This window comes from Sphingomonas sp., assembly GCF_003248515.1.
In the GTDB taxonomy this organism is placed as follows: domain Bacteria; phylum Pseudomonadota; class Alphaproteobacteria; order Sphingomonadales; family Sphingomonadaceae; genus Sphingomonas_I.
Genome location: NZ_QFOB01000006.1, coordinates 215,972 through 234,907 on the forward strand (window position 1 = coordinate 215,972; position 18,936 = coordinate 234,907).

An 18,936-nucleotide genomic window follows, 5' to 3' on the forward strand; every position below is an offset into this window, starting at 1 on the left:
CAAGACGTTCGCCGCTCCGCATCCCAAGCCGTCGTAGCGTACCGGGCCAGGCCATCCCGCCATGCCATCGAAGATCGGCCCGCCCGTTGCTCCGGCGGGCACCGGAGCTTCGCCGGTGGGCAAAGCGCCCGGCCTTCCAGCCTTCGCCGATCCACGACGGCGGAACACAGAAAGAACATAGCTTGACAGAGGGGAACATTTAATGAACATTGGAACCCGAACGCTCCGACACGGTTCACACCGCGTTCGTGAGGAGCAGGGCACGGACGGGAGTAATGATGATGCTGCAAGCAGTTGCCACGCTGATCTCGCTGCTCGCAGGCGCGATGGCGCTGGGCGTGATCCTGCATATGCTGAGCGCGGAGCGCGAGGCGATCCGGGCGGCGCTCGGCCTTGTTCCGGCAGCCCCCGCTCCGCTGGCGCCCTTGCCGTCGCGCTTCCGCGAAATCAGGGTTCGACGGGGTCCGTCGATGCGGATGGCGCCGCCGGCCCGCGTGCGCGTCGCGCTTTGACGAGGCGATAGCTGCGCGTGGCGAACGGAATCGCGAGGGCATAGACCGCAATCAGCGCGCTGAGCGTCCCCCACGGCGCCGTCACGATCGAGGTGCCGAGCAGGCCGATCAGCAGCAGGGCGGGCACGCGCCATTCCTGGCGCAGACGGAAGGATCCCATGCTGTAGGTCGGCAATTGCGAGATCATCAGCAGGGCCACCAGGATCGTCCAGGGCGCCACCAGATAGGTGCGCTGGAACAGCATGTCCCCGGTGGTGAGCCACAGCATCAGCGGCAGCAGCGCCATCGCGGCGCCGGCCGGCGCGGGAATACCGGTCAGGAAACCCGCCTCGCGTCGCGGCTGGGCCTCCGAATCGATCTGCGCGTTGAAGCGGGCAAGACGCAGCGCGCAGCACACCGCATGCATCAGCGCGATCACCCAGCCATATTTGGGCACATAGCTGAGCGACCAGAGATAGAGGATGATCGCCGGCGAGACGCCGAAGGCGATCACGTCCGACAGCGAATCGAGTTCGGCGCCGAAGCGGCTCTCGCCCTTCAGCAGCCGGGCGATGCGCCCGTCCAGCCCATCGAGCACACCGGCCACGATGATCACCGCGACCGCTTTTTCCCACTCGCCCGAAATCGCGAAGCGCACGCCGGTCAGGCCGAAGCAGAGCGCCAGCGCGGTGGTGGCGTTGGGCGGAATGGCGCGCAGCGGCAAGCCGCGCCGCATCAGCCGCGCGCGGCGCATCGGCAGCGGCCTTTTCATCGTTGGTTCCTCACGGCGCGAATCCTATTGCGCAATGCCCGTCACGCTCTCGCCGTCGCCGATCCGGGCGAGGATCGTCTCGCCTGCGATCGCGCGCTGGCCGAGCGCCACCTTGGGCGCGGTGCCCGCCGGCAGATAGACGTCCACGCGGCTGCCGAAACGGATCAGGCCGAAGCGCTGGCCCACGGCCAGCGTGTCACCCGGCTTCACGAAGGGCACGATGCGCCGCGCGACGAGGCCGGCAATCTGGGTGAAGCCGATGCGCGTGCCATCGGCACCTTCGATCAGCAGATGCTGGCGCTCATTCTCCTCGCTCGCCTTGTCGAGGCTCGCATTCAGGAACTTGCCCGAAATATAGACCACGCGAGAAACCGTCCCGCCGATCGGCGCGCGATTGATGTGCACGTCGAACACGCTCATGAAGATGGAGACGCGCACCATCGGCTCGCCCGAAAGCGCATCCTCGCCCACCAGTTCGCGCGGGGGTGCCACCTTCTCGATCAGCGTGACCAGGCCGTCCGCAGGCGAGACGATCAGCCCCCTGCCCTGCGGCACGGCGCGGATGGGATCGCGGAAGAAGGCGAGCACCCACAAGGTGATGCCCACGCCGATCCAGCCCAGATCATCCGAGATGAACCAGAAGATGAGCAGGGTGATGGCCGCCGCGATCAGCGCGAACTTGCGGCCTTCGGGATGGACGGACGGCCAGCGCCATTGCGCGCTGGGGGTCGTGTCGGGTCGGTTTTCGAGGGAAGACATCGCGGGTTTCTACGGCGAGCGGCCGGCGGTGACAATCGCCGCTGCACGGTTGAAACGTCCGCCGCCCCGCCCTAGAGCGCCTCGCATCCTCCCTCCAGCAGCGGGAATGCGCGCAACATGGCGAAGATCAAGGTAAAGACACCCGTCGTCGAGATCGACGGCGACGAAATGACGCGGATCATCTGGGAATGGATCCGTGAGCGCCTGATCCTCCCCTATCTCGACATCGATCTTAAATATTACGACCTCTCCGTCGAGAAGCGCGACGAGACCAACGACCAGATCACGATCGATAGCGCCAATGCGATCCGTGAGTATGGCGTCGGCGTGAAGTGCGCCACGATCACGCCGGACGAGGCGCGCGTCGAGGAATTCAACCTCAAGAGCATGTGGAAGTCGCCGAACGGCACGATCCGCAACATCCTGGGCGGCACGATCTTCCGCGAGCCGATCGTCATCAAGAACGTTCCCCGCCTGATCCCGGGCTGGACCGATCCCATCGTCGTCGGCCGCCATGCCTATGGCGATCAGTATCGCGCCACCGACTTCCTCGTCCCCGGCCCCGGCAAGCTGAAGATGGTCTTCACCGGCAATGACGGGAAGGTGATCGAGAAGGACGTGTTCGATTTCCCGTCCTCGGGCGTCACGATGGGCATGTACAATCTCGACGATTCGATCGCCGATTTCGCCCGTGCCAGCATGAATTATGCGCTGGATCGCAAGTGGCCGCTCTATCTTTCCACCAAGAACACGATCCTCAAGGCCTATGACGGCCGCTTCAAGGATCTGTTCGCGGACGTGTTCGAGAAGGAATTCAAGGACAAGTTCAAGGAAGCCGGCATCGTTTACGAGCATCGCCTGATCGACGACATGGTCGCCTCCGCGCTGAAGTGGAGCGGCAAGTTCGTCTGGGCCTGCAAGAATTACGATGGCGACGTGCAGTCGGATCAGGTGGCGCAGGGCTTCGGGTCGCTCGGCCTGATGACCTCCGTGCTGATGACGCCGGATGGCAAGACGATCGAGGCGGAAGCCGCGCACGGCACGGTGACCCGCCATTACCGCATGCACCAGCAGGGCAAGTCGACCTCGACCAACCCGATCGCCTCGATCTTCGCCTGGACCGGCGGCCTCAAGTTCCGCGGCAAGTTCGACGGCACGCCGGATGTGACGCGCTTCGCCGAAACGCTCGAGCGCGTCTGCATCGAGACGGTCGAGAGCGGCCAGATGACCAAGGATCTCGCGCTGCTCGTCGGCCCGGATCAGGCCTGGATGACGACGGAGCAGTTCTTCGAGGCGATCCGCGTCAATCTGGAAACCGCGATGGGCAACTGGCAGTAAGCCATATCCCGGCGGGCGATCTCCGCATCGCTCGGAAGGATCCATCGAAGCGGCGCCGGCCCGAAGGGGCTGGCGCCGCTTTCATATGCGGGTGCCATGCCCGCCAATCATCGCCCGGAACGTTTCCTACCATTTCCCTCGTCATCGCGGACTGGCCTTCCCGCCCGTGGCGCGCAACAAGGGCATCATGGCGCTCCCGATCGAATCCGTTGGTTTCAGTGATGGCCTCGTGATTCTGGGCGCGGCCGGTGTGGTGATCCCGGCTTTTGCGCGCCTCCGGATCAGCCCGGTGATCGGCTTCATCCTCGTCGGCATGCTCGTCGGCCCATCGGGGCTGGGGCGGTTCGTGCCGCAGGCGCCGTGGCTTTATCATGTCACGATCAGCGATCCCCACTCGATCGAGCCGATAGCGGAGCTGGGGATCATCCTTCTTCTCTTCTCGATCGGGCTGGAGCTGTCCTTCGCCCGATTGTGGCAGATGCGAAGGCGGGTGTTCGGGCTGGGAGCGGCCGAGCTCATCGCCTGCGGCAGCCTGCTGGCGGCCCTCTTCTTCCTCAGCGGCACGTCGCGCGGCGGCGCGCTGGGCCTCGGCTTCGCGCTCGCCCTCTCCTCCACGGCACTCGTCCTCCCGATCGCGGGCACCAGCGGCCCCGTCGGCCAGCGCGCCTTCGGCATGCTCCTGTTCGAGGATCTTGCGCTCGTCCCGATCATCTTCGCGCTGGGCGCGATGGCGCCGCGCGGGGGCGAAGGGGCCGCCGCCGAAATCGGGCGCACCCTGCTGCTCGGCGGCATCGTCATCGCCGTGCTGCTGCTGCTCGGCCGACTCACTTTGCCCCGCCTGTTCGCGCAGGCCGCGCGCACCAAAAGCCCGGAACTGTTCCTGGCCGCCAGCCTGCTCGTCGTGATCCTCGCCAGCGTGATGACGAGCGCGGTCGGCCTCTCACCCATCGTCGGCGCGCTGCTGGCCGGCATCCTGATCGCCGAAACCGATTATCACGGCGAGGTCGAGCATATCACGGAGCCGTTCAAGGGCCTCGCACTCGGCGCTTTCCTCATCACGGTCGGCATGAGCCTGGATTTCAACGCGGTCGCCAATCAGTGGCTGCCTTTGCTGCTCGCGGTGACGATCGTCGTGGTGGTGAAGGCCGTCGTCACCGGGCTGCTGCTGAAGCTCGGGCGTACGCCGCGCGGTGTGGCGCTGGAGATCGGGCTGATGATGGCCGCGCCCGGCGAGACAACGCTGATCGTGCTTTCCACGGCGAGCGCGGCCGCGCTCATCAGCCCGGCCACCGCCGCCTTCTGGCAGATCGTCACCGCGATCGGCCTCACCATCACCCCGCTCCTCGCGGCCGTTGGCCGGATGCTTTCGCGCCGCCTGTCGGTGGAGGAAGCCGATCCGATGAACGATATCGAGCCGGAGGGCGATCGCGCACTCATCATCGGCTTCGGGCGCGTCGGCCGGCTGGTCGCGCAGATGATCGGGGAGCATGATCTGCCCTATCTCGGCCTCGATGCCGATCCGGATACCGTCCGCAATGCGCGCCAGCGCGGCTACAATGTCGCTTTCGGGGATATCGGGCGGCCGGGCATGATCGATCGGCTGCATTTCGATCGCGCCAGCGCCGTGATCCTCACGATGGACGATCCCGTGCAGAGCGTGCGGCTGACCAAGACGCTGCGCCGGCGCCACCCCGACCTGACGATCGTGGCGCGCGCGCGCGATCCCAATCATGCCGCCGCCCTCTATCGCGCGGGGGCGAGCGATGCCGTGCCCGAGACGATCGAATCCTCGCTGCAATTGTCGGAAGCGGTGCTCGTCGACCTCGGCCTCGCTGTCGGCCCCGTCATCGCCTCGATCCACGAGAAGAGATCACAATTGCGCGCCAAGATCATGGATATGGCGGAATTGCAGCGCGAGCCGCTGCTGCGCCGCCCCCGCGCGCCCGAAGAGGTTTGAATGGCCGCCGCCTATCTGCCGACGCTCAAGCAGCTGCAATATCTGATCGCGTTGCGCGATCATGGCCATTTCGGCCGCGCCGCCGACGCCTGCTTCGTTACCCAATCCACGCTTTCGGCGGGCCTGCGCGAGCTGGAATCCCTCCTCGGCGTGATGCTGGTGGAGCGCACGCGCCGCGTCGTCCGCTTCACGCCGCTGGGCCTGAGCATCGCCGAGAAAGGGCAGCGCGTGCTGCGCGAGGCAGAAGAACTGGCGGCGATGGCCAAGGCCGCGCACCAGCCGCTTTCGGGCGATCTGCGCATGGGCGTGATCCCCACGATCGCGCCGTTCCTGCTGCCCCGCGTGCTGGGCAAGCTTCGCGCCGAATGGCCCGAACTCAAGCTTTTCCTGCGCGAGGAGACATCGGGCGCAGCCTGCGAATCGCTCCATCGTGGCCATGTCGATTGCGTGATCCTCGCTCTGCCTTATGCCTGTGGCGATATCGAGCATGAGGATCTGTTCGAGGATCGCCTCTACGTCGCCTTCCCGGCGGATCAGGGCGCGCAGATGAGCGCCATCGTCTCCCCGGATGCGATCGAACCCTATCGGCTGCTGCTGCTGGAAGACGGCCACTGCCTGAAGGATCATGCGCTGGCCGCGTGCAACCGGCCCGAATTGCGCGCGGAGGCCGGCATGATGGGCACGTCGCTCCACACGCTGGTGCAGATGGTGGATAACGGGCTGGGCGTGACGATGCTGCCCAAGATGGCGCTGGATGCGGGCATCCTCGATCATACCAAGGTCGTCGCCCGACCACTCGACGCCAGCCATCCCTCGCGCCGCATCGCGCTCGTCTGGCGTTCAGGCAGCCCGCGCGAGAAGGAATTCCGGCTGCTCGCCCAGGCCCTGCGCAAGGCGTCTGCCGAGAGCGGAGAAAAAAATTAAGCCTTTTGCAACCCGGCGGGTTCCGCACCCGTAACTGTCCATGTCCCGGTCGGGAGCGTAACCCGGCCAGAGTTTCGGCGGCTCCCCCCGCGCCGCCCCCGGGACAGTAACAGTTGCGTGGCTTACGAAGTGTGTCGCTCGGCTTTGCTTTGGCCCCGTTGGCACCAGAGGGCAGTGGCGCATCACAGCAGGCGCCACTGCCCTTTTGGTTTTCGGGAGATGGCCAAAGACAGGACTGTTGCGCACGCGAAGACGCGCGGGCGGCTGTGGCCGCTCCACTTCCTTCCAGCTGAAAAGGATCCGCCCCTCAGGCCGGGTCAGGTTTCCGGAGAAATCGCCACGAGCGGGCCAGAGAAGAGCACGGGGCCGGTGGGCGCGCCAGTGGTCGATCCGCCGACCGGCTCACGCGAGATGGCGAAGGTGGCGCCCACCGCCATGCCGGTGCCCACGCTGCGCTCGGCAGGCTCTCGCGCATCGACGAGGCCCATCGGCTTGGGCGCATTCTTCCCTTCGATCAGCCACAATTCGTAGCTGTGGGCCTCGTCCGGGGTGAGCCCGACGGGCACGATCCGCATCTTTCCGCTCACCTTGTCATAGGTGACGAACAGGCCGGGCGTCTGCCCTTCGGCGCTGAGCGCGGCCACGGCGGTCGTGCGCAGCGCGATGGGCTGTACGGCGGCGGTGGGCCTTATGCTGGGCACCGGCATCATCGTGGCGTGCGGCCGCAGCGCAAGGCCGGCGGCCACCAGCGCCACCAGCGAGGCGGCGGCCGTCGCGATGCGCCAGCGGCCGGCCTGATTGTCATTGGAGGCGGCGGCGCGGACGGGCGCGATGCCGATCGCCTCCATCACCCGCTGCTCCAGCCCGGCCGGCGGATCGACCGGATCGATCGCCAGCGCGATCGGCGCCAGCCGCTCCTGCCACGCCAGCACGGCATCGACAGCGCCGGGCTCGCGCGCCAGGCGGCGCAGGAAATCGAGCCTCTCCTCCGGGCGGAGCGTGCCGAGAACGAATTCGCCGGCTTCCTCGAAGGGGATTTCGTCAGCCACCGAGGCAGGTCCTCAATTGCGCCAGGCTGCGATGCAGCCAGGATTTGATCGTGCCCACGGGCCGTCCGGTCCGCTCGGCCAGTTCCTCGCGGCTGTCACCGCCCAGATACGCGGCGATCACCATCTGGCGCTGTTCGGGATCCAGCCGCTCCAGGCAGACGCGCAGCGCCGCCAGCTCCTCGCTCGTCGCGCCATCGCCGTCGCGATGCGCGATCATATCGAGGTCGAAATCCACGGTCTGGGCCGCACCGCGCGAGATTTCGGCGCGGCGGCGATCGATCGCGATGTTGCGCGCGATCGTGGCCAGCCACGTGATTGGCCGCCCGCGCGCGGCGTCATAGCCGCCCGCGCTCCGCCATATTCTCACATATGCGTCCTGCACCGCTTCGTCCGTCTTGGCTGGTTCGCCCAAGATACGCAGCATGATGCCGTAAAGTTTCGGCGCGGTCCGCCGGTAAAGCTCTGCGAAGGCGGCACGATCCTGATCGGCCACCGAAGCCAGCAAATCTTCTAGCTGCCACCCCGCAAATGTCGCGGTTTCCCCCATCCTGTACCCCACCTACAAAATACTAGACCCAGCGGGAGGCCGCCGCATCGTCCTCCGCCCGGGCTTCCACCCATTGGCTCGTGCCGTCCGCGAAACGCGCGCGCTTCCAGAACGGCGCGCCGGTTTTGAGCCAATCGATGAGGAAAGCACAAGCCTCAAGCGCCGCCGCGCGATGCCGGGATGCCGTTCCGACGAACACGATCCGCTCTCCGGGCGTCATCGCGCCGATGCGATGGACCAGCACGATGCCCAGCAGCGGCCAGCGCCGCGCCGCATCGGCGGCGATCGCCTCCATCGCCTTCGCCGTCATGCCGGGATGATGCTCCAGCAGCAGCTCGACGAGGCCGCCGCCCGGCCCCTCCTCCCCGCGCACGATCCCCGTGAAGCTCGCCACCGCGCCGCCGCCCAGCGTTTCCAGTGCCACCAGTTCGGCGCCGGGGTCGAACGGCTCCGGCTGGACGCGGACGGAGATCATCCCCCCGTGACCGGCGGGAACAGCGCCACCTCGCGCGCGCCCGCGATCGGCGTATTCGGCGTTGCGAAGCTCTGGTCCACCGCCGCGCGCAGACGGGAGCGATCGGCCAGCGCCTCGGCATGCGCGGGGCTGCGCGTGGCGAGCCAGTCGATCAGGGCCGCCACATCGGCCACGTCGCCGGGCGGCGTCACGCTCTCCCCGTCAAGGCCGATCCGCTCGCGCACCCATGCGAAATAGAGAATGTCGATCGCCATTCCGGTCCGGCGCTCAATCCATGTGCTTCAGGCCGACGCGGAGATAATCCCAGCCGGTGATGAGCGTCAGGCCCGCCGCCATCCACAGGCAGAACAGGCCGATCCAGCCGATCGCCGGCGTCTCGGGCAACGCCCCCGCCAGGATCAGCGCGCCCAGCGCCACCAGCTGGAAGGTCGTCTTCCATTTGGCAAGCTGGCTCACCGGCACGGACACGCGCAGCTCCGCCAGGAATTCGCGCAAGCCCGATACGGTGATCTCGCGCAGCAGGATGATGAGGCCGGCAATCACCGGCAGCCCGTCCAGCACGCGCGTGAAGACGAGCATCACGATCACGGTGCCCACCATGATCTTGTCCGCGATCGGATCGAGGAAGATGCCCAGCTTCGAGACGGTTCCCTGGGCGCGCGCCAGATAACCGTCGAAATAATCGGTCACGGCCACGATCAGGTAGAGAATGAAGGCGAAGGCATAGTCCGCCGGCCCCGGCCGCCACAGCAATGCGCACAGAATCGGCATCGCGAAGATGCGGGAAAGCGTCAGCAGATTCGGCAGGGTCAGCATCGAAACACCATCCTAGCCCAGTTTCCCGGAGCGAATCATCCCCCTCATGGCCGCGCGAGCAGGATGCGCTCCACATCGTGATAGCCCCGCTCGGCGAAGGGCACGAAACCCAGCTTTCCGGCCACCCGCAGCGACGCCGCATTTTCGTGCGCGATCAGGCACACCATCCGCTGATGGCCGAAGCGCCGCTCCCGCCAGGCGATCACCGCCTCCATCGCTTCCGTCGCATAGCCATGGCCCTGCGCCTCGCCCGAAAAAACCCAGGCGCCCTCGGGAAAGGGATCGAAATCCTCGCCCAGCCCGCGATGGAAATCCGCGAATCCCGCCTCGCCGATGAAGGCCCCGGTCGCCTTGTCCTCGATCGCGAAGATGCCGTAGCCGAACAGTGCCCAATGGCCGTTATAGCGCATGATGCGCGCCCAGTTTTCCTCGGCATCCTGGGTGTGGCCGCCGATGAAGCGCACCACATCCTCGTCGCCGGTCATGGCGAGCCGCCCGGCCAGATCATCGGGGCGATGGAGGCGCAGGATCAGGCGCTCCGTCTCGATCCGGGGGGGCTGGGGGGTGACTGCGTTCATGCCGTAACATTTCCTGATTTGGCGCGAACGCCATCGTTCGGCTATGGAGGCGGAATAGCGACACCAGCCCAGGCGCGACACCCCCCCATATGACACCATCGTTTCGCCTGCTCGGCACACGACGATTCCTGCCTCTCTTCGCGACGCAGTTCCTCGGAGCCTTCAACGACAACCTGTTCAAACAGGCGATGGTGCTGTTCGCCACCTACAGCATCTTTTCCGATCCCAAGAAGGAGGCCGCCTTCAACGCGGTGGCGACCGGCCTCTTCATCCTCCCCTTCTTCCTGCTTTCCGCCCTTTCCGGCCAGTTGGCCGACGCGCACGACAAGGCCCGGATCATCCGCCTCGTGAAGCTGGCGGAGATCGCGATCATGCTGGTTGGCGGCGGTGGCCTGCTGCTGGGCAATGTGCCGCTGATGCTGGGGGCGATCCTCGCCATGGGCATCCATTCCACCTTTTTCGGCCCGATCAAATATGCGCTCCTGCCCCAGCATCTGGAGGGGGACGAGGTGCTGGGCGGCACCGGGCTGGTGGAGGCGAGCACCTATTGCGCGATTCTCGCAGGCACCATCCTGGCCGGGCTGATCGATTCGCGTGCCACCGCCATCCTCGTCATCGTCATCGCGCTGCTGGGCTGGGCCACGGCGCGCAGCGTGCCTCCCGCGCCGCCGCCGGGCGAGCGCCCGCATCTTGATCTTCACATCATCCGCGCCTCGATCCGGCTGGTTTCGGGCACGATGCACATTCCACGCCTGTTCCTCGCCATCTGCGCGATCAGCTTCTTCTGGATGATCGGATCGATCCTCATCATCCAGTTTCCACCCCTTGTGAAAAACGTGTTCACGGCCGACAAGCAGGTGGCCAGCCTGTTCCTCGCCATATTCTCGATCGGCGTCGCGATCGGATCTGTGCTCATCAACCGGCTGCTCAACGGCCGCGTCTCCGCGCGCTTCGCGCCCGCCTCCATTCTCGCGATGGCGGCCGCCCTGCTGCTGATGGGCTTCGCATCGCACAACTGGAGCCCGGCGCCCGCCGGCGAACTCTATAATCTCAAGGATTTCGTCGCCCATCCCGGCGCGCCGCTGGCGATCATCGCGCTGTTCGGCATTTCGGTGACGGGCGGCATGTTCGTGGTGCCGCTCTATGCCTTCCTGACGACGACGGTGGAGGTCGATCATACCGCGCGCACGGTGGCCGCGAACAATATCGTCAATTCCGGCGCGATGGTGCTGGGCGCCGTGATCGCGATCGGCTTCGCGGCGTTGGGGATCCCCGTCCAGGATGCGCTGACGAGCGTGGCGGTGCTCTGTCTGGTCGCAGCCTATCTCGCCTGGCGCCTGCACTGCGCCTGCGACGCGCACGACAAGTCCTGCGGGGACGACGCCTAGCGCGATCATGAAGCGAACGGTATGATCCGCCGGCACCAAAATCGCGCCAGCGGAAATCCCGAGGCATCCGATCCTGCGAGGCCGGATCGCCACAGCGCCGGAAAGCCGGCGCCGCCGCTATCCCAATATGACGAGGAAGAAGATCAGCCCTGCGGCCCAGGTCGCCAGAAACAGGCGAATCTCGCCCGGCGAAAGTGTCAGACCGGGCTTTCCTGGGGCCGTCATGCACGAAGACTAGGAGCGATCGCACCGCTCCGCCAGAGCGTTCCCGTCAGGCCTGCTCGGTTTCCTTGACCGGCTTCTCCTCGGCCTTGAACGCCTCGATCCGCTTGGTCACGGTATCCACGACATTTCCGGCCGCCTTGGAGATCCGGGCGCGGTTCACAACGGCGGCGGTTGCCGCAGCCACGCCCGCCGCTGCGGCCGCCGCTCCCACAAGGATGCGCGTGCGCGTCGCCGGCTTGGCCGCATCCTTTTCGCGGCTCGATCTGGTGGCGCGCTTCGTCGCGGGTTTCGCACGCCCACCAGCCTTCTTCGCTGCATCCGCCGTGGCGGAGGCCGCCGCCTTGGCCGCCCGCTTGGGCGCGGCGCGCTTGGCCGCGGGCTTCTTCGGCGCGGCAGAGGCGCTCGTCGTCGCGCGCGTGCGGCGGCGCGGCGGGGTCGTGGTGGCGGTCGTTTCGGGCGTGCCGTCGGTATCGGCCATCGGGAATGCTCCTGTCGGTTCGCAGTTGTAACCGCCGCGTCACCCGACGGTTCCGAAACGACCCGCCGCCCATCGTCTCTTGTCCTTGACCCGCAACGGTTCGTCCGTATCTCCCGCCCTTCCATTCTTTGCCCCAGGATATCGACATGACCTTCCGCCAGCCCCCCGAATGGGCCGATCACGATGCCGTCTGGATCGGCTGGCCGAGTCATGCGGAGTTGTGGGAAGAGGATCTGGAGCCCGCGCGCGCCGAAGTTGCCGCCTTCGCCCTCGCCGTGCGCGCCGGAGGCAAGGGCGAGCGCGTGATCCTCGTCGCCGCCGACGATGCCTCGGCCGCGGCCGCGCGCGCCGTGGGCGATGTCGAGGTGGTCGAGGCGCCGTTCGGAGACATCTGGCTGCGCGATACCGGCCCGCTGATCCTGCGCGAGGGATCGGATGCCCGTGCCGCCAGCTTCCGCTTCAACTGGTGGGGCGGAAAATATCATCTGCCCGGCGATGAGGATATCGGCGCACGGCTCGCGGCCAGCCTCGGCCTGGAAGGCGCCCCTGCCGATTGGGTGCTGGAAGGCGGCGCGATCGATGTCGACGGCACGGGCCTCGCCGTCACGACCGAGCAGTGCCTGCTCAACCCCAACCGCAATCCCGGCCTGCTGCGCGGTGATATCGAACGCCGCCTTGCGGTCGATCTCGGCCTCGATCGGGTGCTGTGGCTGGGCCATGGCCTGGCCGAGGATCATACGGACGGCCATGTCGACAATCTCGCGCGCTTCGTCGGGCCGAATCGCCTCGCCCTGCCCGCGCCGGCCGGCGCTGATGATCCCAATGCGGAGGTCTATCGCGATGCCGCCGCCCGCGCCCGCGCGTTCGGCGTCGAAGTGGTCGCCATCCCCTCGCCCGGCCTCGTCGAGCGCGAGGGGAAGATGGTGCCGGCCTCCTACATGAATTTCTATATCGGCAATGCCGCCGTGGTCGTGCCGCTTTACGGCGCCCCCAATGACGATCTTGCCCTCGCCACGATCGGCGCGCTCTTCCCCGGCCGTGACTGCGTCGGCGTGCGCGCGGATCACATCCTCACGGGCGGTGGCAGCCTCCACTGCATCAGCCAGCAGATTCCCGCCGGGGATATGCCGCGCGGATGACGGCGCTGGTCGTCCGCGCGCTGATTTCGGGCCTGATCGTGGCGATCGTCGCGCTCATCGCGCGGCGCAGCCCCGCCTTCGGCGCGCTGGTGGCCTCGCTTCCGCTCGTCTCGCTGCTCGCGATGATCTGGCTGTGGCGCGATACGCACGATACGGAGCGGCTCGCCGCCCATGTGGAGGCCACCTTCTGGTATGTGCTGCCTTCGCTGCCCATGTTCCTGCTGATCCCGGCGGGGCTGCGCCACGGCATCGGCTTCTGGCCGATCGTCGCGGCCGGTTGTCTCGTCACATTCCTGCTCTATCTGCTGACCATCGGCATCGCCGCCCGCTTTGGTGTGAGGCTCTGACCCCTGACATGACTGAAATCACCGTCGCCGCCCTGCAACTCGCCTTCACGAGCGACATTCACGAGAATATCCGCCGCGTCTCCGATCTGGTGCGCGAGGCGGCCGGCAGGGGCGCGCAGGTGATCCTGCCGCCGGAGCTGTTCGAAGGCCCCTATTTCTGCCGCGTCGAGGATGAAAGCCTGTTCGCGACGGCGAAGCCCACCGAAAGCCACGAGGCGGTGAAGGCGATGCGCAAGCTTGCCGCCGAGCTCGGCGTGACGATCCCGACCAGCTTCTTCGAGGCGGACGGGCCACATCACTATAACAGCCTCGCGATGATCGGCCCGGACGGGAATGTGCAGGGCGTCTATCGCAAAAGCCACATTCCCGATGGGCCGGGCTATGAGGAGAAATTCTATTTCCGCCCCGGCAATACCGGCTTCAAGGTGTGGCCGGCCGGGGGAACGACGATCGGCGTCGGCATCTGCTGGGATCAATGGTATCCCGAAACGGCGCGCGCGATGATGCTGATGGGCGCGGAACTGCTCCTCTATCCCACGGCGATCGGCAATGAGCCGCATGATCCCGGCCTCGATACGTCCCGCCTGTGGCGCCGCGCGATGATCGGCCATGCCGTGTCCAATGTGGTGCCCGTGGTAGCCGCGAACCGGATCGGCACCGAGGAAGGGCAGACCTTCTATGGCCACAGCTTCATCTGCGATCAGCGTGGCGATCTGCTCGCCGAATTCGGCGCGGAGGAGACGGGCGTGCTCGTCGCCACGCTGGATGTGGATCTGGCCAAGCGCCATCGCGCCGCCTTCGGCTTCTTCCGCGATCGCCGCCCCGATCTGTACGGGCGCCTCGCCGAGGATCGCTGACCGGCTCTTCGCGAGCCGGTCGGGCGCGGGCAATCCATTCTTGCGGCCCGCGCCGATCCGTCCACGGGATTGAATCCCGCGCTTCGCATCGTCTTGCTGTAGAAATCCGGCGTTCAGAGGGTCTATGGGAAGGGCCCGCCTCCTTCCCGCAAGCCACGCAGGGCGATCCGACATGAACGACCCCGCGCACGGGAAAAACCTTTCCGAAGCCGCGCCCCGCAGGCGCCGCGCCGTCGATCGTATCTCGATCGTCGCGCGTCGACACGGCCCCACCTCCCCGGTTTGGCGCAAGCGCGCGGCGATCCTGTCCGGCGCGGTTGCGCTCGGGCTGTTGGCGCTGCTGTTCGCGGCAGGCGCCGATCATGCGAGCGATCTGTTCCTCGCCTTCGCCCGGCGCTGGCCGTGGGCACCGCTGATCGTCACGCCGGCCGCCTTCGCCCTGCTCGCCTGGCTCACCCGCCGGATCGCGCCCGATGCGCGCGGCTCGGGCATCCCGCAGATCATGGCGGCGCGGCTGGATCCGGAGGCCGCGATGGGATCGCTCGCCAGCGCGCGCACGGCGATCGTCAAATTCGGGCTCACGCTCTCCGCGCTGCTCGCCGGCGCGTCCGTCGGCCGCGAAGGCCCGACCGTGCAGATATCCGCGACGATCATGGCCTATGCCCACCGCCTGTTTCGCGTGCCGGTGACGGCATCGGTGATGGTGGCCGGGGGCGCCGCCGGCGTGGCCGCCGCCTTCAACACGCCGCTCGCCGGCGTCACCTTCGCGATCGAGGAACTCGCCTCCGCCTATGAGCAGAAGATGACGATGCTCGTCATGACGGCGGTGCTGATCTCCGGCATGGTCAGCCTGGGGCTGGCCGGCGACTATGTCTATTTCGGCGCGATGATCGACGTGCTCACCGTGCGGCAGGCGCTGCCGCTGGTGCCCGTGGCCGGAATCCTCGGCGGGCTTGCAGGCGGCCTCTTCTCGAAGCTGATGCTGGCCTTCGCCACCTCCGATGCGCCGCTCCTCGCCGCGCTGCGCCGGCGGCCGGTGGCGCTTGCGGCCGGTGCCGGCCTCGTCGTGGCGCTAGTCGGCTGCGCGACGGGCATGACATGGGGCACCAGCTATGAGCCCGCGCGCCTCATCATCACCGGCGCCAGCGCCCCCTGGTGGTTCGGCCCCGCCAAATTCTGCGCGACGCTGGCGACGGCGGTGTCCGGGCTTCCGGGCGGCATCTTCGCGCCGTCGCTGGCGGTGGGCGCCGGGCTGGGGGATCTGCTGCGGCTGGCCTTTCCCGCCATGGGGCTCGGCGCGGTCGCACTGCTGGGCATGACCGGCTATTTCACGGGCGTCGTCCGCGCGCCGCTCACGGCGGTGGTCATCATCTCGGAAGCCACCGCCAGCCGCGGCCTTCTGCTCCCCCTCCTCGCCACCGCCCTGATCGCGGATTGGGTGGCCGGTCTCGTCTCGCGCGAGCGCCTCTATCACGGCCTGTCCCGCGCCTTCATGGGAAAGGCGGAAAAGGGCTGACCGGAGGCTGGCGGCTTGGGGTAGAAAGCGGACGAACGCGAAGGTATGACTTGCCCTATGGCAGCCACCCTCGGCCCTTGGTCGAAAGACGAACTGATCGAAAGCTGGCGAGCAGCGCGCCGCATGACGCGGGATGGCTACGGACGCTGGTTGCTGTTGATCAAAGAACTTCGCGTTCAGCACGGCGTCAGCATCATCGAGGCGGAGCGGATTGCGCTCTCCAATCCTCACCGTCGGAAGTGGGTAGAAAAACAGATCAACACGCATCAGGAATGCCGTAAGAAGGCACTGTCTCACGTTCGGCACCACGGCAAAGACGCACTGGTTGATCGCGAGGGCGAGACTTTTAAGTTCACGATCAACGTCCGCTAGCGGACCGATAACCATCATCGGCGATCAGACCCCCAGCGCCATCGCCTCCGCGAACACCGCCTCCAACATCTCCGCCGTCAGCACGCCGGTATTCTGGTTGTAGCGCGAACAGTGATAGCTATCGAGGATCACCAGCCCGGATGGCAGCCGGTGCGCATGGCCATGGCCGAACGGCGCCTTGGGCAGCCGCCCGCCGAGCGCCTTCACCGCCGACTGGTGCGCGATCTGCCCCAGAGCGACCACGACGCGCAGATTGGGGAGATCCTCCAGCCCGCGCTCCAGAAAAGGGCGGCAGGTGCGGATTTCCTCGGGTGTCGGCCTGTTCTGCGGCGGCAGGCAGCGCACGGCATTGACGATCATCGCGCCGTGCAGCGTCAGCCCGTCATCCGCGCGTTCCAGATAATCGCCGCGCGCCAGCCCCAGCTTCAGCAGCGTGCGATAGAGCAGCGTTCCGGAAAGATCGCCGGTGAAGGGCCGTCCCGTCCTGTTCGCGCCCTTCATGCCGGGCGCGAGGCCGATGATCGCAAGCCACGCCCCGGGATCGCCGAAGGCCGCGACCGGCGCATTGTGCCAATCCGGATGCGCCGCCCTCTGCTCCTCCCGGAACGCCGCGAGACGCGGGCAGAGCGGGCAATCGCGCGACGGCGCCGAATGCGGATCGGAAGGAGAAAGCGCGTCCATCCCCTCCCGCTAGCGCGGGCGGGCCGCCGCGGCCACATCCGCGCCTTGCGAGGACGCCGGAGCGGCGACGCGCGATGAGAAATAGAAGCATCAAGGCGGGAAAAGAAATGTGGAGCCCGGCCCGGTTCGCCTCTACCCGGCCCGGATGCATCTCTACGCGATCGCCTTGGGCTCGAACCGCCGCCACGGCCGCTTCGGCACGCCGGAGGCGATCGTCCGGGCGGCCGCGCTGTCGCTCGGCGGCGATATCCGGCTGATCGCGCTTTCGCCCCTGTTCGCCACCGCCGCCATGGGCGATCGCGGCCGCCGTTTCGCCAATGCCGCCGCCACGATCGAGACGGCGCTCACGCCCCCCGCCCTGCTCGCCCGGCTGAAGCAGGTGGAGCGCGCCTTCGGGCGCCGCCGTGGCAAGCGCTGGGGCGCGCGCGTGCTGGATCTGGATATCCTGCTCTGGTCGGGCGGGCGCTGGCGCTCGCATCATCCCCGCCTCACCGTTCCGCATCGGGCGCTGGCCGAGCGCCGTTTCGTGCTCGATCCCCTGGTGCGCGTGGCACCCCGCTGGCGGCTGGCCGGCACCGCACGCACCGTGGCCCATGCCCACGCCCGGTTGACCAGACCCTCCCGCGTCCCGTAGGGGCGGCGCGTTGGGTCCGTAGCTCAGTCGGTAGAGCAAGCGACTTTTAATCGAGAGGTCATGGGTTCGAATCCCATCGGACCCACCATCCTCTCCCTCCACTTTCCCTTCTTCCCCGATTGGGCAGGCGCCTTCCCGTCGTCCCTTTCCTGCGTGTAGGGCCGCGCCGATGTCCACCTCGTCTCTCCGCAGCCTCGGGCTGGATTTCGGCACGACCAATTCGGTCGTCGCGATGTCCAGCGGGGGCGAATCCCGCATGGTGATGCTCGATGCGCCCGGCGGTGCCGACGCCACCTTCCGCTCCGCGCTCTGTTTCTGGGAGGATGATGCCGTGCGCGGCGGGATCGCGTCCGAGGCCGGACCCTGGGCGATCGCCGAATATGCGGAATATCCGCAGGGTTGCCGCTTTCTCCAGTCGTTCAAGTCGGTTGCCGCCAACGCCAGCTTCGAACATGCCACCATCTTCCAGAAGCGCATGGCCTTCGAGGATCTCGGCCGCCTGTTCCTCGAAAGGCTTGCCGCGCGCGCCGGCGGTGCCTTAGCGGGCGTTGGTCGGATCGTGGTCGGCCGGCCGATCGAATATGCGGGCCATCGGCCGGACGAGGCGCTCGCGCGGCGGCGCTACGATGCGATGTTCCGCGCGATCGGCGCGGAAATCCATTATGTCTATGAGCCGCTGGGTGCCGCCTTCAGCTATGCTGCGCAGCTTTCCGATCCGGCGACGATTCTGGTGGCGGATTTCGGCGGCGGCACCAGCGATTTCTCGGTCGTTCGGGTGGAGGCGCCGGGCGCCGCGCGCCGGTGCGTGCCGCTGGGCCAGGCGGGCGTGGGCATTGCCGGCGATCAGTTCGATTACCGGATCATGGATCATCTGGTCACGCCGCTGCTCGGCAAGGGCGGCGCCTATCGATCGTTCGACAAGGTGCTGGAAATACCGGCCGGCTATTTCACCGATCTGGGGGATTGGTCGCGCCTCGCCCTGATGCGCAATCGGCGCACGCTGGCCGAACTGGAAAAGCTCCAGCGCAACGCGCTCGATCCGGAGGCGATCGGCCGGATGATCGCCGTGATCGAGGAGGAGCAGGGCTTCGCCCTCTATCGCGCCGTGGGCCAGGTGAAGCGCGATCTTTCCGCATCGGAAGAGGCGCATTTCCATTTCGCGGGCGCCGGCCTCGCGATCGAGGCGGATGTGCGGCGCGAGACGTTCGAACAGTGGATCGCGCCCGATATCGCCCGGATCGAAGCGGCGGTGGATCGCGCCCTCGCGGCCGCGCGCACATCGCCGGACGCGATCGATCGCGTGTTCCTGACGGGCGGCTCCTCGCTCATGCCGCGCATCCGCCGGATCTTCGTCGATCGCTTCGGCGAGGGGCGCATCGCCAGCGGCGGCGAATTCACCTCGATCGCCCACGGCCTGGCGATGATCGCCGAACAGGAAGACCTCGCCGCCTGGACGAACGTCGCGCGGGCCTGATCCGCGCGCCCGGTCGTTCGAGCCGGGCAGATCGAGGCGGCGCCGTGCTCGTCGTGCCTGTCACATCGCCGGGCGGGGAACAGCGCCGCCTGATCCTCCGGCGCCGGCCAGCGCGACGC

22 protein-coding genes and 1 tRNA gene are annotated in these 18,936 nt (G+C 67.3%); 13 read left to right on the top strand and 10 right to left on the bottom strand.

What is annotated here, in order from left to right; translation table 11 throughout:
- The first annotated feature begins 281 nt into the window (after window positions 1–281).
- Entirely contained in the window at window positions 282–512 is a 231-nt protein-coding gene (locus DI605_RS12120) for a hypothetical protein (protein WP_293973937.1), read from the top strand.
- Here DI605_RS12120 and pssA read toward each other — a convergent pair.
- A complete protein-coding gene (gene pssA, locus DI605_RS12125; RefSeq protein ID WP_293974459.1) occupies window positions 448–1,245 on the bottom strand; it encodes a CDP-diacylglycerol--serine O-phosphatidyltransferase in 798 nt (265 codons plus the stop codon). The genes DI605_RS12120 and pssA overlap by 65 nt on opposite strands.
- 42 nt (window positions 1,246–1,287) lie before the next feature.
- Entirely contained in the window at window positions 1,288–2,022 is a 735-nt protein-coding gene (locus DI605_RS12130) for a phosphatidylserine decarboxylase (protein ID WP_293973940.1), read from the bottom strand.
- A 117-nt stretch (window positions 2,023–2,139) separates the two neighbouring features.
- Between DI605_RS12130 and DI605_RS12135 the strand changes: the two genes are divergently transcribed.
- The 3 genes from DI605_RS12135 (at window position 2,140) to DI605_RS12145 (ending at window position 6,241) form a co-directional block, all read left to right on the top strand.
- The gene (locus tag DI605_RS12135) at window positions 2,140–3,360 is read left to right on the top strand and encodes an NADP-dependent isocitrate dehydrogenase (protein WP_293973943.1); all 1,221 of its coding nucleotides are present in this window, start codon (window positions 2,140–2,142) and stop codon (window positions 3,358–3,360) included.
- Between the two features lie 187 nt (window positions 3,361–3,547).
- The gene (locus DI605_RS12140; protein WP_293973946.1) at window positions 3,548–5,317 is read left to right on the top strand and encodes a cation:proton antiporter; all 1,770 of its coding nucleotides are present in this window, start codon (window positions 3,548–3,550) and stop codon (window positions 5,315–5,317) included.
- A complete protein-coding gene (locus DI605_RS12145) occupies window positions 5,318–6,241 on the top strand; it encodes a hydrogen peroxide-inducible genes activator (protein WP_293973949.1) in 924 nt (307 codons plus the stop codon).
- Window positions 6,242–6,558: 317 nt separating this feature from the next.
- Here the strand turns inward: DI605_RS12145 and DI605_RS12150 are convergent, their stop codons facing one another.
- From DI605_RS12150 to DI605_RS12175, 6 genes are read right to left on the bottom strand one after another with little or no spacing between them, the layout of a single operon-like run.
- Window positions 6,559–7,290 (bottom strand): anti-sigma factor, encoded by a 732-nt coding sequence (locus DI605_RS12150; RefSeq protein ID WP_293973951.1) that lies wholly within the window; start codon window positions 7,288–7,290, stop codon window positions 6,559–6,561.
- Window positions 7,283–7,837: a sigma-70 family RNA polymerase sigma factor gene (locus DI605_RS12155; protein ID WP_367120044.1), complete on the bottom strand. Its 555-nt coding sequence runs from the start codon at window positions 7,835–7,837 to the stop codon at window positions 7,283–7,285. The genes DI605_RS12150 and DI605_RS12155 overlap by 8 nt, the downstream gene beginning before the upstream one ends.
- A 22-nt stretch (window positions 7,838–7,859) precedes the next feature.
- Window positions 7,860–8,312: a molybdenum cofactor biosynthesis protein MoaE gene (locus tag DI605_RS12160; RefSeq protein WP_293973957.1), complete on the bottom strand. Its 453-nt coding sequence runs from the start codon at window positions 8,310–8,312 to the stop codon at window positions 7,860–7,862.
- A complete protein-coding gene (gene moaD / locus DI605_RS12165) occupies window positions 8,309–8,566 on the bottom strand; it encodes a molybdopterin converting factor subunit 1 (RefSeq protein WP_293973960.1) in 258 nt (85 codons plus the stop codon). Before moaD ends, DI605_RS12160 begins: the two co-directional genes overlap by 4 nt.
- 13 nt (window positions 8,567–8,579) lie before the next feature.
- Window positions 8,580–9,128: a CDP-diacylglycerol--glycerol-3-phosphate 3-phosphatidyltransferase gene (pgsA, locus tag DI605_RS12170; protein ID WP_293973963.1), complete on the bottom strand. Its 549-nt coding sequence runs from the start codon at window positions 9,126–9,128 to the stop codon at window positions 8,580–8,582.
- 44 nt (window positions 9,129–9,172) lie between these two features.
- The gene (locus DI605_RS12175; RefSeq protein WP_293973966.1) at window positions 9,173–9,706 is read right to left on the bottom strand and encodes a GNAT family N-acetyltransferase; all 534 of its coding nucleotides are present in this window, start codon (window positions 9,704–9,706) and stop codon (window positions 9,173–9,175) included.
- An 89-nt stretch (window positions 9,707–9,795) separates the two neighbouring features.
- Between DI605_RS12175 and DI605_RS12180 the strand changes: the two genes are divergently transcribed.
- On the top strand, window positions 9,796–11,094 hold the full coding sequence (locus DI605_RS12180; RefSeq protein ID WP_293973969.1) for an MFS transporter: 1,299 nt from the start codon (window positions 9,796–9,798) through the stop codon (window positions 11,092–11,094).
- Window positions 11,095–11,365: 271 nt separating this feature from the next.
- Here the strand turns inward: DI605_RS12180 and DI605_RS12185 are convergent, their stop codons facing one another.
- Complete coding sequence (locus DI605_RS12185) at window positions 11,366–11,797, bottom strand: hypothetical protein (protein WP_293973972.1); 432 nt, start codon at window positions 11,795–11,797, stop codon at window positions 11,366–11,368.
- 146 nt (window positions 11,798–11,943) lie between these two features.
- Here DI605_RS12185 and DI605_RS12190 point away from each other — a divergent pair, with 146 nt between their 5' ends.
- From DI605_RS12190 to DI605_RS12210, 5 genes are all read left to right on the top strand, one after another.
- Window positions 11,944–12,936, top strand: coding sequence for an agmatine deiminase family protein (locus tag DI605_RS12190; protein WP_293973975.1), 993 nt, complete (start codon window positions 11,944–11,946; stop codon window positions 12,934–12,936).
- A complete protein-coding gene (locus tag DI605_RS12195) occupies window positions 12,933–13,283 on the top strand; it encodes a DUF3147 family protein (protein ID WP_293973978.1) in 351 nt (116 codons plus the stop codon). Before DI605_RS12190 ends, DI605_RS12195 begins: the two co-directional genes overlap by 4 nt.
- Window positions 13,284–13,291: 8 nt before the next feature.
- Window positions 13,292–14,140: an N-carbamoylputrescine amidase gene (aguB, locus tag DI605_RS12200; RefSeq protein ID WP_293973981.1), complete on the top strand. Its 849-nt coding sequence runs from the start codon at window positions 13,292–13,294 to the stop codon at window positions 14,138–14,140.
- Between the two features lie 172 nt (window positions 14,141–14,312).
- Entirely contained in the window at window positions 14,313–15,656 is a 1,344-nt protein-coding gene (locus tag DI605_RS12205) for a chloride channel protein (protein WP_293973983.1), read from the top strand.
- Window positions 15,657–15,713: 57 nt separating this feature from the next.
- Window positions 15,714–16,028, top strand: coding sequence for a hypothetical protein (locus tag DI605_RS12210; protein WP_293973986.1), 315 nt, complete (start codon window positions 15,714–15,716; stop codon window positions 16,026–16,028).
- Window positions 16,029–16,052: 24 nt separating this feature from the next.
- On the opposite strand, the gene DI605_RS12215 is transcribed toward DI605_RS12210, so the two are convergent.
- On the bottom strand, window positions 16,053–16,709 hold the full coding sequence (locus tag DI605_RS12215; protein ID WP_293973989.1) for a uracil-DNA glycosylase: 657 nt from the start codon (window positions 16,707–16,709) through the stop codon (window positions 16,053–16,055).
- A 145-nt stretch (window positions 16,710–16,854) separates the two neighbouring features.
- Between DI605_RS12215 and folK the strand changes: the two genes are divergently transcribed.
- The 3 genes from folK (at window position 16,855) to DI605_RS12230 (ending at window position 18,817) form a co-directional block, all read left to right on the top strand.
- A complete protein-coding gene (gene folK, locus DI605_RS12220; RefSeq protein ID WP_293974462.1) occupies window positions 16,855–17,343 on the top strand; it encodes a 2-amino-4-hydroxy-6-hydroxymethyldihydropteridine diphosphokinase in 489 nt (162 codons plus the stop codon).
- A gap of 12 nt (window positions 17,344–17,355) precedes the next feature.
- A tRNA-Lys gene (locus DI605_RS12225) sits at window positions 17,356–17,431 on the top strand.
- An 81-nt stretch (window positions 17,432–17,512) separates the two neighbouring features.
- Window positions 17,513–18,817, top strand: a complete 1,305-nt coding sequence (locus DI605_RS12230; protein ID WP_293973992.1) for an Hsp70 family protein — start codon at window positions 17,513–17,515, stop codon at window positions 18,815–18,817.
- Window positions 18,818–18,936 lie beyond the last annotated feature (119 nt).